Source organism: Wolbachia endosymbiont of Kerria lacca (assembly GCF_051602725.1).
In the GTDB taxonomy this organism is placed as follows: domain Bacteria; phylum Pseudomonadota; class Alphaproteobacteria; order Rickettsiales; family Anaplasmataceae; genus Wolbachia.
The window spans coordinates 872,489-888,088 of sequence record NZ_CP192272.1 but is presented as its reverse complement, the minus strand read 5'-3'; the positions used below and the strand labels follow the sequence as shown (position 1 = coordinate 888,088).

Below are 15,600 nucleotides of genomic sequence, written 5' to 3'. Positions count from 1 at the left end.
TATCTTATTCTTGGCAACTTTAAACTCAACAACAGACACAAACAGATAATTTCTCAAAAACTTTTACAAGAGATTTTGTTAAATGCTCTATCATTTCATTTGTATGGTAAGGCGTAGGAGTAATACGGAAGCGCTCAGTCCCCTTTGAAACTGTTGGGTAATTTATATGTTGTACATATATTCCATACTCATCAAATAACAATTTTGATGCTTTTTTGGACAACTCAGGATCGCCAATTATGATTGGAATTATATGAGTTTCTGTTTGCATAAAATTCACTCCTGCATTTCTCAGTGAGTCTTTTACTTTCTCAACCACCTGCTTCTGCTTTTCTCTTTCAATGTTGCTTGATTTTAGATGCTCAACGCTTGCCTTTGCTGCTGCTGCTAAAACGGGCGACATAGCAGTAGTAAAAATAAATCCTGGGGCTGAACTTCTTATTACATCCACCAAGCTCTTTGAAGACGCTATATATCCACCCATCACTCCAAAAGCCTTTGATAATGTACCCTGAATAACAGTTATTCTATCCATCAAACCTTCTCTTTCTGCAATTCCGCCACCGCGCGGTCCATACATGCCAACTGCGTGTACCTCATCCAAATAGGTAATTGCATTATACTGATCTGCTAGATCACATATCGCTTCAAGCGGTGCTACATCACCATCCATTGAGTATACAGATTCAAGTGCTATTATTTTCGGCGTTTTTATATCTATAGACTTTAGCAACTGCTCTAAGTGATCAACATCATTATGCCTAAATATGTGCTTCGGTCTTTTTCCTGATTTTATACCTTCTATCATTGAAGAATGGTTTTTCTCATCTGAAAAAATTACCACGCCCGGAATAACAGACGATAAAGTACTAAGTGTAGTTTGGTTGGCAAGATAGCCACAAGCAAAAGTTAAAGCAGCTTCTTTTTGATGCAAGTCAGCCAAAGATTTCTCGAGCTCAACAACTTCCTTTGTTGTACCTGATATATTTCTTGTTCCTCCAGCACCAACAGATGAATTTTGAATAGCAGCAATGACACTATCGTTTTGTGACATTCCCAGATAATTATTACTGCACCAGACAATAACCTCTCTATTTCTTTCATAATCCATAATATAGGGAAGTTTGCCAGGTAATGACGCAAAATGCGTAAATTCACGATAGCGCCCTTCTTCTTTTATATCTTTGATTTTATTTAAGAATATTTTTTCGTAGTCTACCAAGTTTTTATCTATTAACAATCAATATAATTATAATAAATTATTAAATGATAGACTACTATATTTATTACTTAGACTGACATTCTTCTGTCTGCATAACCTTTGTGACCTGATTATCCTCAACTAAGCTTTTAGGCCTATAGCAGTACGTAATTGTAGCTGCAATAAGACAACAAACTGCAACTGCTATTCCTATTGCTAACATTTCCAAGTAAACTGCAACAGCCACCCCTGAAACAATAACGGCTATCGCAAGCGCAGAAGCAGCTACAACATACTTCTTTGTATTTTGTGGATTTTTTTTGAGGCCACTTTTGCTGCTTTGCTCATTAATTCTTGGCAATTCTGTTTTTGGCTGTCCATTTCCGTTAGCAACTTGTTCTACATGCTCAGTAGGTTGATTAACGTTAATATCATTATTAACATCTTCAATTTCAATCGAAAGAAATTCATCTTCATCATCACTTGTTAATTCTACTCTTAAAGTACAAGGAACAGAATTACTAGAAACAGTACCATTAGCTGTTGCTTCAGCTTCCACTGTGTCAATTACAGATATTCTTGTTTCATGACCTTCTTCACTAATTTTTTCAAATGGAGAATTACTATTAGAGTCTGAGGAAGTTCCGGCAGAGCAATCACTTTTATTACCTTCAAGTTTAGAAAAATCATCCTCCTCAGAACTCAGTGATGGTGAGCTTTCTTTAGACTCTACCAAAGGAGCTTCTTGGCTACTTGCAGCAGCTTCTACATTGTTGTCTACTGGTAATGTAGCAGCAGTGTGCTTGAGCTCATTTTCAAGAAATAGTATTATTTGTTCAAGAGCCTCTTTTTGCTCACCCTCTTCCAAATTTGTAATTTTGTCATTTGCTTGGTCCAAGAGCTTCTGTACAGTAGGTTCATATGTGCTGACTTCTAATTTCTTTAATAAATGTATCAAACGAGTAAGATTGATTCTATCGACAGCATTAGACAATTTTTCTCCTATAATTTTTTCATTTCCAGGCATTTTACCCTCCTCACAATTATTACCTATAGCTTCTTCTATTGAAGCCTCTTCATTATTCATAATATTCTCTACTTTATCAACAATGTTTCTTTGCGGCTGTTGATTATCAATATTTTTGGATTCTGGATCTTTTTTAATATTTAAATGCAAAGGTGTTTTATCATCTAAACCTTCAAGAAATTTTGTGATTTTTGATTCACTAGAAGATTTTTCCCTGTTTTCTTCCCTTACCAAATATAAACTTTTCGTTCCTACCAGATCTAAAGCTGTTTTGCCATCTCTATCTTGAATGTTCCAATCAGCTCCCTTGTTTACAAGTAATTTTACTATTTCAAATTTATCATGGTAAGCAGCCCAATGTAAAGCTGTTCTGCCATGCCTCTCATCTTGAATATCAATCTCAGCGCCATTTCCAATAAGCAAGCCCATTAATTCTAAATTATTACGTGCCACAGCCCAATGCAAAGGTGCATGCCCTGAATTGTCTATACTATTAATATCAGCAATTTTATGATTAATAATAGTCTTTGCTACATCTATAAAATCTTGTTGTATAGCATAGTGCAAAAATTTTTCTGACATATCAGAAACTCTAGACCTGGCTTCAGTATCTTTAAATTTATCTAATACCGCTTTCACGCATTCTTGATTACGAATAGACAACGCCCTTCGAAGTTTTTCACATATGCTATGCCAAGGTAGAATAGTACTTCGATTTTTTTCCAAATCTTCTAATAAAAGCTTAGTATAGCGCTGTCCACCAACACCAATAAGTAGCCTATCGAGACCTTCATCTTGCGTAAATAATATACTTTTATGCGTTTCTGCATACCTTTCCACAAGTGTGTCATCAGCTGCAATGGCTAGTAGTGAAAGCTCTTTTACTGAATAATTATAATAACCATTTGTTTCATCATAGCTATTATTCAACAGCACATTGTGCATATGATCAGTCAAATTAAGCTGTTGAGAGCAAAAATCCTTCAAATTACCACAATTTAAATCAGTAATAAATCTATCGCTTTCCTCTATATTATTTATAGTTTTATCTAAATCTGCATAATCACCATAATTTTTTGCTTTATTTATAACGTCTATTAATCCATCAAAGGTTAAATTTTTAGGGGTAATGGTAAATTCTTCTTCATTATGCCTTGGTTCTATATTAACCTGATCTTGAGGCCAAAATAACTCTGTTGCTACAACTGCTGTAACTTCTGCAACACCTACCAATACATTCGCAACATTACCTAAAATGCCTGGATCAGTAACTACTTTGTTTGCTACTTCACTACTATCAGATGAACTCTCAGTAATAGACAAGTCTTCAGCAGCAAATGACTTAGGTCCTTCATTCATATTTTTCTCAAGAGTCTCTGTAATTCTATTATCCTCATCTTCGAAATGCCTATTTATTTCATCTAACAAACTTTTGCCATCAACTTTGTAATTCTCTAATTGTTCAGGAATAGCAAGTGTTACTTTGCCGTTTTCATACTCTACCTTACTATCTCGAAACTTAAGGGTGAACTCTAAAATAGCATCAACCCTGCATATTTCCTTATTTGTATCAAGTTCTCTAACAGGCATACTTGGACAATACTGAATATTGAGAGAACCTTGGCTATTATATACAATACTTATCTTTCTATCGTTGGCATGAGGCAAGCTTAGTTTATGCTTAGAGAATATAGGAGAGAGCTGCATTAACAAAGAGCCATCATACCCAGCCTGATTGCAATTAGTAATTAACTCTTCTAATATATTGTCATTTGGAGTTTCTGCCTTAGCATATTTAAACATTTCTGTGAAAACTTGCTTAGCAAACAGGCGGTAATTTGCATTTTCACTCGAAATTAAGTGATTGTGCTGGCAATATAACTCGTGAACATACGCTTTGCTTATTGTTTGCCCATTAATTACAAAATCCATTCTTTCCAAATCAAGTTGTGCTTGCTTGCCAGAATTTGCATTCCTATTATTCTCACCTGCCTTTACTTGACTTAGCAAAGATTGTGTTAGCTGAAATTCCAATTCAATTGCTCTGTTAGTATTTTGTCCTTCCTCAACCTCTGAACAATTGCCTGAATCTCCAGAATGACGATGCTCCTTAATTTCTTCTTGTTCTAAAACTTCAAATTCTTCTTCAGCACCTGAATCTCTGGAATGGCGACGCTCCCTTTCTTCTGCAGTATCTACTGCTGGCGGCATGAGCCCACCAAGTAAATTCCACCCCATGTTTTACCCCCTAATTATTAGCTAAACTAAGTATAGCATTAAATAGAAATTTTGCCAAGCAAGTTATTGAGCCTTTTAGCAAATAGACTTACGTCTTCCATCTCTTCACCTTCCACTATACAAGCTTGATAGAACAATAAGTAAATCATATCTCCAAGTGTTGGATTTTCACCATTTTTAGCGTGAGATTCCATTATGTTTCTTATCAAAGGATGCTTAATGTTAATTTCAAGTACTTTTGGCGTGCGGTAATTTAGCTGCTTCTGTTCACGTAAAAAACGCTCCATACGGAGGTCCATAGTTCCTTCATCAACTGCTAGACACACAGGACTATCGGTTAATTTCTTAGAGATCTTTACACTTTTTACTAAGCTTCCAAGAACCTTGGTGAAGTATTCGAGTATAGAATCCGCGTTTTCTTCGCTTTTGTTTTCATCTGATTTATTTTCTTCATCTTTCTTGCCTTCTTCTGAAGAAAATTTTTCTAAATCAACATCAGCGCGGGTCACAGACTTAAATTTTTGATCTTTATATTCATGAATCACGCTAGTCCAGAAATCATCAACTGGATCAACAAATAGAAGCACTTCCAATCCTTTGCTGACGAATCCTTCAAGTTGTGGACTGTTTTTTACTGAATCGAGACTATTACCTGTGAGATAGTAGATATGTTCCTGTTCAGGCTTCATTCTGCTTATATAATCATCAATGCTAACTAGCTTACCATCACTGGTGCTATGAAATCTGCAAATGGAAAGCAATGCTTCTCTTTCATCAGTTGGCATAGCTTCGCAAAGACCTTCTTTTAACACCGCACCAAAATTGCCCCAGAATTTTGTATATTCCTCTAAATTCTCTTTTGCTTTTTTGCCGAGCTCTGATATTATGCGCTTAGTTAAAGATTTCCTAATCTGCTCAACTACACGATTATTTTGCAGTGTTTCTCTGCTGATATTGAGAGGCAAATCCGGTGAATCAACCACACCTTTCAAAAAACGCAAGTACTGCGGTATAATCTGCACATTATCTTCAGTGATAAACACTTTATTTACATACAATTTTACAGAGCAGCGTCTATCTGGATGAAATAAATCAAAAGGCTTGATAGAAGGAACATAAAGCAAGTTCGTATACTCTATTGCACCTTCATTTTTATTATGAAATATCATCCAAGGCTCACCGCCCACATGTGCAACACCACGGAAGAAGTCGTTGTGCTCTTCTGGAGTAACGTCATTTTTTGGCTTAGTCCAAATTGCAGCTTTGCTATTTAATTTTTCACTTTTTCCTTCTTCATTTACAAACTCAACGGGAAAATTTATGTGGTCAGAGTAAGTAGTAACGATGTTTTCAATACGGAATTTGTCTAAAAATTCGCTTTCTTCAGGACGCATGATGAGCGTAATTTTTGTGCCACGAGAGATTTGACCATCTAATTTGCTGATTGAATACTCTCCATCTCCTTTAGATTTCCACACCCAAGACTCTTCTTCTCCGGCTTTCCTTGATTCTACTATAACTTCTGAAGCAACCATGAAGCTTGAATAAAAACCAACACCAAACTTTCCAATCAGCTCTACAGCTTGGCTCGAATCTTTATTATTCTTAATTGCATCCAAGAATTTTTGCGTACCAGAACTTGCAATCGTGCCAAGATTATCTATTAAATCCTGTCTGTTCATTCCAATTCCATTATCGGTTATATACAGCTCATTCTTATCTTTACTGGAGCTAATAGTAATCTTCAACTCATCACTTGAATCTAATAAATCAGCATTTAATTGTGATTCATAGCGCAATTTATCACATGCATCTGATGCATTTGATATTAACTCACGCAAGAAAATATCCTTATTAGTATAAAGTGAATGAATTACTATATTTAGTACTTTGCCTACTTCAGCGTCAAATTTTAAACTTTCAGTTTCTTGTATGTTGTGCATTTTGAGCTCCATTATTAGCCTACTACTCTAATAATTTAAGTATTGCACTGCGATCTTTCAAGGTCACACATGCTAAAATTTATGTGGGCCAACTTATGGTTCCAATGCTAAACTGGAATAAGTACAACCATTGTGTCATGCAAATTAAAAAGAAAGTGCTAGAATATAATATCTCTTATTTGCTTCAAAGATTTGTTAGTCTTTGATTCTTTTTTTTTAAAAGTAGTCTCAAGAGAGATTTTAAGCTTTTTCCATTCTTCTTGACCATTTGGCATTAAATCACTCTCAATCTTCTCCAATACTTTCTGAGGTGATGAATATAATTCCTCGTACAAATCAGTGTTTACTGACTGTAGTATTACTAAAAATGTAAATAAATTCGGATCAAGTAATTCTTCTTTTGCATGGTTCAAAAAACATAGCTTTATTCTTCTTATACAGTATTGTATTGCCTGCAGTGATAATGAGAAGCTTTCTGCATAAAATATAAAGCTATCTATAATTAAGCTCTTTGATTTTTTCGGTAATTCAGAACTTTCAAACAGTTTTCTTATAAACTGATCTGTTGGCTGTTTTGGCAAATGCAAAGAGAGATCAGTAAAAGATTTTAGGCTAAAATTTGGTCCAAGTATTGTGCTAATTGCTCTTTGCACATTACTCTTATCTTGGCTAACAGAGATAATGAAAACCAGTCCCTCAACATCAAGCATGTACTTTATGGATTCTAAAAAATCGACAATGAATTTAGGGCGACATATATCAAGATCATCCACCATTATATAAATGTTTTTGTCTTTCCTGATTTTATTAACCACATCTGCTAGTTGTATTTTAAAATCTCTAATGTTCTCTTTTCTCCTTTGGAGAAGATTTAACTCACCCAAGACAAAACCAATGTCTTTCTTATCAGCCTCTTTTGCAGCATCGAGAAATACTGAAAGCATAGCAAGTGGAGATTTACTGATCAGCTTTCCTAATGTATTGAGAGAAAATAGTTCTTGGTTTATGTTTTTGAACTGCTGTATAACACTCCTTTTTACTTTGTATGATGCGAATAGATCCTCAAACAGGAAATGCAAAAAAGAAGGCAATGGTTGATCTAGCGCACTAATATCCCATGCGCTGTAATAAGCTGCAATTTCATTTTGCTGCTCTAGATCCTTTACCCATTCTTTCAAAAAAAACGTCTTACCCCATTTATCATATCCTTCTAAGGATACAATAGAAAAAGACTTACCAATTGTCTTGATTATAGAACTAAATTTACTTGCAACTTGTTTATAGCCTAAGCAATCATTCTCCCAAGTTATTACCTTAGGTAATTGCTCGTCTTCTTTTTTTCTGAATCTTACTAATGATATAAGTTTTTTAAAGCACATAAGATCCTTATGCTATATTTTATTATAGTATCTTATAAGTTAAGGGTCCAGACAATCATTTGCTTAGTAATCCATGTTTTTCTAACACATTAATAGAAATGTTTTTCAAGCTACTTACAGGATCAAGCACACCACATGGATCATATGTGATAGTTTTTATTCCTGTTTTTTCTTCTATGCATCTTTCCATGTATTGCACGTAATTTTGTGTAAGATCGTCTATTACTTCCTGTGTTTCCTTTAAACTTTTACAATCTTTGAATTCAGTTACTAGTTGCTCAATTCCACTTTCATAGAGTCCAGAATAGTTTTGAATTATAAAACTCCTGTTTTTAATAGCTTTTTGTATTAAAGGAAACATCCCGTTTATATAAGCTAAGCTTCCTGCATCCAAACTGATATCTATTGTTAACTTTCCTTTTTCCTTCCATAATTCTATTTTTTCCTCCATGATTTTCCTACTATCACAAGTTTTTATTAATTCTATTAGTGCAGAATTACCATACTTATCAGATACCCAGTCACTATGCACAAAGTTTTTATACACCAGCATTAATGGAAATATAAAGCTTAGGTTATCAATATATCGAACATATTCGTCTAGATTGAATTTTCTTGTTATTTCGCTGAAATTGAAATAAGGCTTAATAATAATATCCTCATATCGAGCATATTCGTCTTGATTTAATTCTCTTATTATTTTGCTGAAATCAGGATCCTTATATCGAGCATATTCGTCTTGATTTAATTCTCTTATTATTTTGCTGAAATCAGGTTTAATAATAATATCCTTTAATAAATCTGTATTGTGAAAATTAATATCGCTTTTTGTTAAGAGTAGATCATTTGATTTAAAATCAAACTCTTTTAATTTTTTCACTTCTAAATTAGGCACTTGTAGTCCTAAGTCAATCTTTATATCCTTTAATATGTATCCAATTCGTTTACTATCTGCGTATTCTTTGTTAAATAGCGCAATGAAATCAAGAGCGATTGATCTTGATTTTTTGATTAACCAACTATAAGTATCACGTACTCCATCTAGTACAAAAGTTAACATAACCCCTCATTTTTAAATACCATATTTAAATGTATAATATTTTCAATTAGCAAGCAAGTTTCTAGGCTGAAGTATGTTACAGTATTTTTAAAGTATGTTGCTCAGAAGAAATGGAATATTATTTAATATCCTGTCTCGAAGTAAGCGCTATCTTCAGAGTCCCTTCATCTAGGTAGTCAATTTCTCCACCTATCGGTATGCCACAAGCAAGGCGCGATATTTTCACATTCAAGTTTTTTAGCAATTCAATTATATATTGCGCAGTAACTTGGCCTTCTAATGTCGGATTGATTGCAATAATGACCTCTTCAATTTTAAATTCTGTAACTCTTTTGGGAATGTTATCAAGATTCAGTTCTTTTGGACCTATGCCATTTATTGCTGATAGCCTTCCACCCAAAACATGATACATACCTGAATATATATTCCCTTTTTCAAATGCCCATAGATCACCCAATTCTTCTACTACACACATTAACTTGGTGTCACGCTTTGGGTTAGTACAAATAGAACACGGCGATTTAGTATCTAGGTTTCCACAAATTTTGCACTCTATTATAAGATCCGCTAGCTCTCTAATCAAAGATGCAAGCGGTAGCATGACTTTCTCTTTATTTTGGAGCAAATGTATAACTAATCTTCGTGATGATGATGGACCTAAACTTGGCAATTTAGAAAAAGCATGAACTAAATTCTTTATATTAATGTTCATTTAACAAATTCAGGATATAGTTTATAAAATGATAACATCAAACCTTTCGTAAAGAAAGCTTAGTTTGATTGGCTATGAAAAAGATTTCCCACTTTTTTTAGAACTGTCTTGAAAAAATTAATGTAATCACAATCTACTGTAACCTAACTCTGATTCAGGTATAACTGAAATTATCTCACACATTTGCGTAGTTACTACGGTACTTCTTTTTTGAAAATGACGTAATTTATTTTTCAACATATTTCTTTCTTCTACATAACTGTCTGACTCTTTATTCAAACTAGAATTTTTTTCTTCATACTTGGAAAGTATTGTATCGATCAAATAATTAAAAAATAATATTAGACCTGTAGTGTTGGCAAGCAATGCAAGAGAATAATATAACATATCTTCACTCACTTCTTCATTTATTATGTCATGGGAATTTCTATACATTCTAAAACAAGAGCCGAAGGCTGCTAAGCATACACAAGTAAGTTTTGTTTTGTTTAGGACGCACTTAATTCGTGCTAGTTTTTTATTATTATCTTCTAATTTTATACGCAACTCACTAATTTTACTACTATAGTGCTGAATAAACAATTCTATGGCCTCTTTGTTATTAGCATAATTATATGCTTTGTAAGATTCCTTATCTATGAGTTCAGTATCTATATCCTTTGATTTGAGAAGCTCTTTGATTGCTTCATTTTTGTTAAGAAGCATAGCTTCGTGTAGAGGTGTGTACTCATTTTCAACATCTTTTCTTCTGTTAATATTTTCACGAGTTAAGTAGTTAAAAAGAGCTGAAATGCATTCTGAATTATTGCTTTCAATAGCCAGAGTAATTGCATCTTTTCCATCCTTGTTATTAGTATTAATAACTTTGAAAAGCGGCTTTTCATTCTCTTGCTTATGTTCAAAATATTTGCGTTTGTAAAACTCACTTGAACAGTATGGTTCCTTAAGAATACACAAAAGTTTTTCTACAAAACAAGTACGATTTCTTTTTATAGCTACATGTAAAGGTGTGTCATGATTCTCCTCGTCTTGCAACAATAAGACATCATACAAATAACCCTCTTTATATAAAAAATTAATCTCTTGATCAAAAGAGATATCTTCTTCTCCTTTACAGATATTTAGTAGCCGTAACCCTATACTTTCTGTAGTACTGTAATCAATTGCAGAGCTACGTTGCACTTTAGATTGATAAAGGGTTACGTCCATACTATTCCTACCTTTAAACAACCCAGCTATACCTCTAAATATTACAGCTATACCTGATTCACTCCGAGCAGCACAAGGTGTTTCATCTGGAATGTTAATCTCAACATTTTCACTAGAAAAAAGTTCTAAAACATGCGAGTTGCTTTTTCTACTGGAAAAAGGCACATCGTTCCTTTTATCTTTAATCTCAGCACTCTTTGCATTCAAAGAATTTAGAGAGTTAGCTAAACAATCAAGATCTGTAGCATTTTTAGACTCAAGGTCTTCTGCTTGAAAATTTGCTGCAGTGTTTATTTCACCTTTCATATTTCTTTATTTTACAGGGATTGCATTTCAGGTAGGGTATCTCATCTTTAAAATTTTTCAACTCTATTTAAATTTTTTTAAAATAGTTTTTGATAAAAATACTTATGAAACTAACTTCTGTGTTAATTTTTTAGAAGATTTTATAGCTAAAAAATTACTTCCGCATATTTTAAATCTGATTACAATTACAGTTAGAGATATTTATTGAGCTCAAAAATCTATCTTCGGTCTGCAGACTTTTAAATCACACTCACTAAAAATGTAGCGTATCCTCTTCAGAGCATATCTGTCGTATGTGCACTGCATTTTTTCTAATCTTTTTTATACAGGGGGATCTTATGTTCAGAATTCCAGATACTTGACCTTTAATTTAGCTAATAAAAACCAACTGGTACCTGCGGTTTTTATAGCTACGTTTTCTCAAATAAGTTTTAAATGAATAGATTTCTTGCATAATAAGATGTCATCCCAGTGCTTGACACTGGGATCCAATAAGAAAAATGCGCTGGAACTTTCGAATTCCAGTTATGCAAGAAATCTAATGTTAAAAAACTCACAGTTATCCTAGTACTGCTTTATTATCTACAGTCTTTTCATGCTCGACAGAAGAGAGTTGAGGATTAACAGCTTCTTCGATTGATTTAGCCTGTTTATAGTCTTGACTTAGGAAATATATAGCCACTCCAACTGCTATTCCAGCAACAAGAGCAGATACTGCGAGTGCGCATAATATAATAGTCATTGAAGGGACTAAAGCACCACCAACACCGAGTCCAATGCCAAGAAAAACGCCAGGTATAATGCCAATCAAACTATTACATCTAGCACTTTCTTTTTTCGATTGAGCTTGGTCTTTCATACATTTGATGAGTACTTTTTTTGTATCTCCATGAGCTAAATCTAATGGAATTTGCTTATTTATATTCTCTATTAAAGGATTTGCACCATGTTTTAAAAGGGCTTCTATTGCATCAGTGTTATCACTTGTAACAGCTTGGTGTAATAATGTATTTTTACTACTTTGATCTTGAAAATTTATCAATTTGTAGAAATACTGAGGAGTAATAAACCTATTCACAGTTTCATCTAAAATCTTCATCACGTCTTGAAATGATAATTTCTCTTTTTTCTCAGATATTGCACTATCGTGTTCAATACAGTGGTGCAAGATAGGGTATACTATCTTTCCTCCTTCCTTATTGATAAGATCTCCATTTACAGGGATTTTATTTAAAATAGCCAGTGCGAATAACCGCTTGTTAATCACAATTTCGCTATTATCATTAAGATATTCTTGTAACTCTTTAATTTTTTCTATAAATTTCTTTTCTCCATCATTAATGATTTTAGGTAAATCAGTCATATTATCTCCCTATTCTAATTATATAAATAATATAATAAATTCTAATAAAAGTCAAGTTTTTTAATTAAAAAATTAATAGAACTTATTAGCAATTCCTACAAATGTCAAATAAATTCAAAAGAAACTCACAGGATCAACATCTATTGTTACTGCAATATTTGAATTCAAGTTGTAATTTTTAATCCAATATTTTAGCTTTTTCTTTATAGATAAACTATGTTTATTGTGTATTTTGAGTAGCACTCTATACCGATATTTATTATTTAAGAAATTTATTGCTGCTGGTGATGGGCCAAAAATTTCAAATTCTTTCAATGTCAAGTGCTGAGAGGTAGTTGAAAATTGATTATGCAAAAAGTTTGTTATCTCATTTGCTGCTTTTTGTGTTGCAAATTGATCCTTACCGCAAACTATAAGCGCTATTAATCTACTAAATGGGGGCATTTTAGCTTTGCTTCTTGACTCAAGTTCAATTTCATAAAACAAATCCCTTTTTTGCTGCTGCAATGCTTTTATTATCAAACTTTCAGGATTATTAGTTTGCACTATTACCATTCCTTTTTCATTAAACCTTCCCGACCTTCCTGCAACTTGATGCAATAATTGATATGTCTTTTCTGCTGCCCTAAGATCAGAATTTTCAAGTCCTAAATCTGCATTGATCACTCCAACCAAAGTTAACTTAGGGAAATTATGCCCTTTAGCAATTACTTGTGTACCAATTATAATATTCACTTCTTCTTTGAGCACTGAGTCAATGACGCTACCAAGCGATTTCTGATCGCTGCTGATAATTGCAGTTTTTGCATTTGGTAATAGTTTTACTATCTCTTCAAGTAACCTCTCAATTCCTATACCACAAAGGGATAATGACTGCTCACTTTGACAATTCGAGCATTTTTCTGGAAGTTTTGATTGGTAAGAACAATGGTGACACAAAAGGACGTTCTTTTTCTTGTGGTACGTAAGCCATACAGTGCAATTTGAGCAGGAAATTTTATATCCACATTTTTTACAAACTGCAAGTTGCGCATACCCCCTGCGGTTTAGAAAGAGCATAACTTGCTGTTTTTTCTCTATGGTTTGTTTTATCCCTTCGAAAAGCTCATTTGAAATCCATTGTTTATTATTCACTACTTTTATGTGCGGCAACTCTGCACCACCGAATCTTTCGGTTAGCTTTACATGGTTGTAATTCCCTTTTTTAACATGATAAATTGTTTCAAGCAGCGGAGTAGCGGATGATAAAATAATCGGAATATTTTCGAGTTTGGCTAAGATAATTGCCATATCTCGAGCATTATATATAATTCCTTGTTCCTGTTTAAAGGATGAGTCATGCTCTTCATCAACGATGATCAATTTTAGGTTCTTATAAGGCAAAAAAAGTGATGACCTTGCCCCAATAATTATCTGCGCACTTCCATTTGCTATATTAAGCCAATTATTTCGGCGAGCTTTGGGAGTAAGTCCTGAATGCCACTCAGCTATATTTCCAGATATCTGACTGTGAACACGATTTACTAATTGTGAAGTTAGGACAATTTCTGGCAGAAGGATCAGGACTTGTGCATCGTTTACGATTTCAATTAACCTTGCAATCACAGAGAGATAAACTTCCGTTTTTCCAGACCCGGTTTCACCGTCAAGCAAAGTCACTGAATACTCATTCAAATTACTTATTATCTTATCGCGAGCTGCTTGCTGCTCAGGGCTTAATTGGTAATCTATTTCACTTATTTCCTGCTTTTGCTTAGTGAAAACTAACTTATCTATCTGATTTACCTTTAATACTCCTCCCATTATTACTTTGGCAAGCATACCGATAGGTATTACATTATACTGCGCAACCCACTCTGCAAATTCGATCAGTTTTGGTCTGATACTCGGTAACTCGATCTTTTGTTCAATGCATTTTAATTCTCGATCACTCTTGCCGCTATATTTCCAAACTATTCCAATCAAACGCTTTCTGCCAAATGGTACCACTACGTAATCTCCAATTGAAGTTTCAGTATCTTTCTCAATTGCATATGAAAATAGCTGATCAATTGGAAGTGGTAGTAATACGTCAACTATTCTTGTCATAAGTTAGCGCTGTTTTTAGATACATAAAGAAGCCTTAATGCTTTTTTCATAGTACACAATTTATAATCATAAATATTGGAAATGTGAGGAAATTCTGTATGTTTAGCGATAAAATAGTCCTAGACTTTGAAATAGAAAAAGGTGACCGAATAGATCGGTGTTACTTCTCTACACGCATCAAACTTACAGATAAGAGCAAGAGTTTTCTATGTGAAAAGCTCGGTAAACCTAACAATTTAGATGATTACTTTAATCTTAATCCTGAGAATTTTTATATTTATTACAACAAATATAGTGGGCACTATGGTATAAATGAGCTGTATGTCAGAGATAATAATGGTAGATATTTAGCTACTAAACTTCCACTTGATCAGAGCGGATTTTCGATAGAGTTATCATTCGACGAGGTGAATTATGGTTTTTATCCTCTGTATGCAATCTATAATCCCACTCAATATGACAAAAAGCAGGAAAAGAGCTTTGAAGATAATGGTGAATTGCAGCCGTTTGTGTCAAGTGTATTGGATTACTTTCTAAATGGCTTAACCATTCAAGATATGTTTTTGCAAATACAAAATGAGCTTGTTGAAAAAGAAACAAAATTAGAAGAAGACAGAAGAAAGGCAGAGGAAGAATTAAATCAAAAGAATGAAAAGTTAAGAGAACTCATAGAAAATGATGAGATTAAAGTACTTAGAGTAATAAAAGGCCATAGTATTGGGAATGGACGTTCAGCAGCAATTTTACAGCTTAATGGTGATCTTGATGCAAGTAAATACTACATAGCAGAGTATGAAAGTAATGAATACTTACATTGTACGAGCTCTGGTTATGACATACTGCTTGACCAGAGCGATTTATTTTTTGTTCTCAATAGCAGCTCTTATCTTGAACTTGAAAGCGGTTTCTACTCAATACTTGCTGGCAACTATGCTAAATATCTCGATACTAAGAATCGGCTTTTCAGCGATGATCAACTATCTCAGCAGTTGTGCAAAAACAAGGTAAAGGCTGAATCTACAGTTAACGCATTTTTCTCAAGACTTATTTATAGTGAAAATTTTTAAGAGGTGG

General features: G+C 33.7%; 10 protein-coding genes. 1 reads left to right on the top strand and 9 read right to left on the bottom strand.

Annotated features, from left to right (window positions below; all coding sequences use genetic code 11):
- Nucleotides 1–25 precede the first annotated feature (25 nt).
- The 9 genes from hemA to priA all read right to left on the bottom strand — a co-directional run bounded on the left by hemA (nucleotide 26) and on the right by priA (nucleotide 14,526).
- Entirely contained in the window at nucleotides 26–1,222 is a 1,197-nt protein-coding gene (hemA, locus tag ACQ4M0_RS04000; RefSeq protein ID WP_007302191.1) for a 5-aminolevulinate synthase, read from the bottom strand.
- A 64-nt stretch (nucleotides 1,223–1,286) separates the two neighbouring features.
- Nucleotides 1,287–4,466 (bottom strand): ankyrin repeat domain-containing protein, encoded by a 3,180-nt coding sequence (locus ACQ4M0_RS03995; RefSeq protein ID WP_438456270.1) that lies wholly within the window; start codon nucleotides 4,464–4,466, stop codon nucleotides 1,287–1,289.
- Between the two features lie 38 nt (nucleotides 4,467–4,504).
- Nucleotides 4,505–6,409 carry a molecular chaperone HtpG gene (htpG, locus tag ACQ4M0_RS03990; protein ID WP_007302187.1) on the bottom strand — a complete coding sequence of 635 codons (1,905 nt, stop codon included), beginning with the start codon at nucleotides 6,407–6,409 and terminating at the stop codon, nucleotides 4,505–4,507.
- Between the two features lie 158 nt (nucleotides 6,410–6,567).
- On the bottom strand, nucleotides 6,568–7,788 hold the full coding sequence (locus ACQ4M0_RS03985) for a KAP family P-loop NTPase fold protein (RefSeq protein WP_438456269.1): 1,221 nt from the start codon (nucleotides 7,786–7,788) through the stop codon (nucleotides 6,568–6,570).
- Between the two features lie 55 nt (nucleotides 7,789–7,843).
- Nucleotides 7,844–8,848 carry a hypothetical protein gene (locus ACQ4M0_RS03980; protein WP_438456268.1) on the bottom strand — a complete coding sequence of 335 codons (1,005 nt, stop codon included), beginning with the start codon at nucleotides 8,846–8,848 and terminating at the stop codon, nucleotides 7,844–7,846.
- A gap of 118 nt (nucleotides 8,849–8,966) precedes the next feature.
- Nucleotides 8,967–9,554 carry a recombination mediator RecR gene (recR, locus tag ACQ4M0_RS03975; protein WP_213863825.1) on the bottom strand — a complete coding sequence of 196 codons (588 nt, stop codon included), beginning with the start codon at nucleotides 9,552–9,554 and terminating at the stop codon, nucleotides 8,967–8,969.
- 132 nt (nucleotides 9,555–9,686) lie between these two features.
- On the bottom strand, nucleotides 9,687–11,075 hold the full coding sequence (locus ACQ4M0_RS03970; RefSeq protein WP_007302183.1) for an ankyrin repeat domain-containing protein: 1,389 nt from the start codon (nucleotides 11,073–11,075) through the stop codon (nucleotides 9,687–9,689).
- 559 nt (nucleotides 11,076–11,634) lie between these two features.
- The gene (locus ACQ4M0_RS03965; RefSeq protein ID WP_264376651.1) at nucleotides 11,635–12,438 is read right to left on the bottom strand and encodes an ankyrin repeat domain-containing protein; all 804 of its coding nucleotides are present in this window, start codon (nucleotides 12,436–12,438) and stop codon (nucleotides 11,635–11,637) included.
- 114 nt (nucleotides 12,439–12,552) lie between these two features.
- The gene (gene priA / locus ACQ4M0_RS03960) at nucleotides 12,553–14,526 is read right to left on the bottom strand and encodes a replication restart helicase PriA (protein WP_264376650.1); all 1,974 of its coding nucleotides are present in this window, start codon (nucleotides 14,524–14,526) and stop codon (nucleotides 12,553–12,555) included.
- A 98-nt stretch (nucleotides 14,527–14,624) separates the two neighbouring features.
- Here priA and ACQ4M0_RS03955 point away from each other — a divergent pair, with 98 nt between their 5' ends.
- Nucleotides 14,625–15,593: a hypothetical protein gene (locus ACQ4M0_RS03955; protein ID WP_438456267.1), complete on the top strand. Its 969-nt coding sequence runs from the start codon at nucleotides 14,625–14,627 to the stop codon at nucleotides 15,591–15,593.
- Nucleotides 15,594–15,600 lie beyond the last annotated feature (7 nt).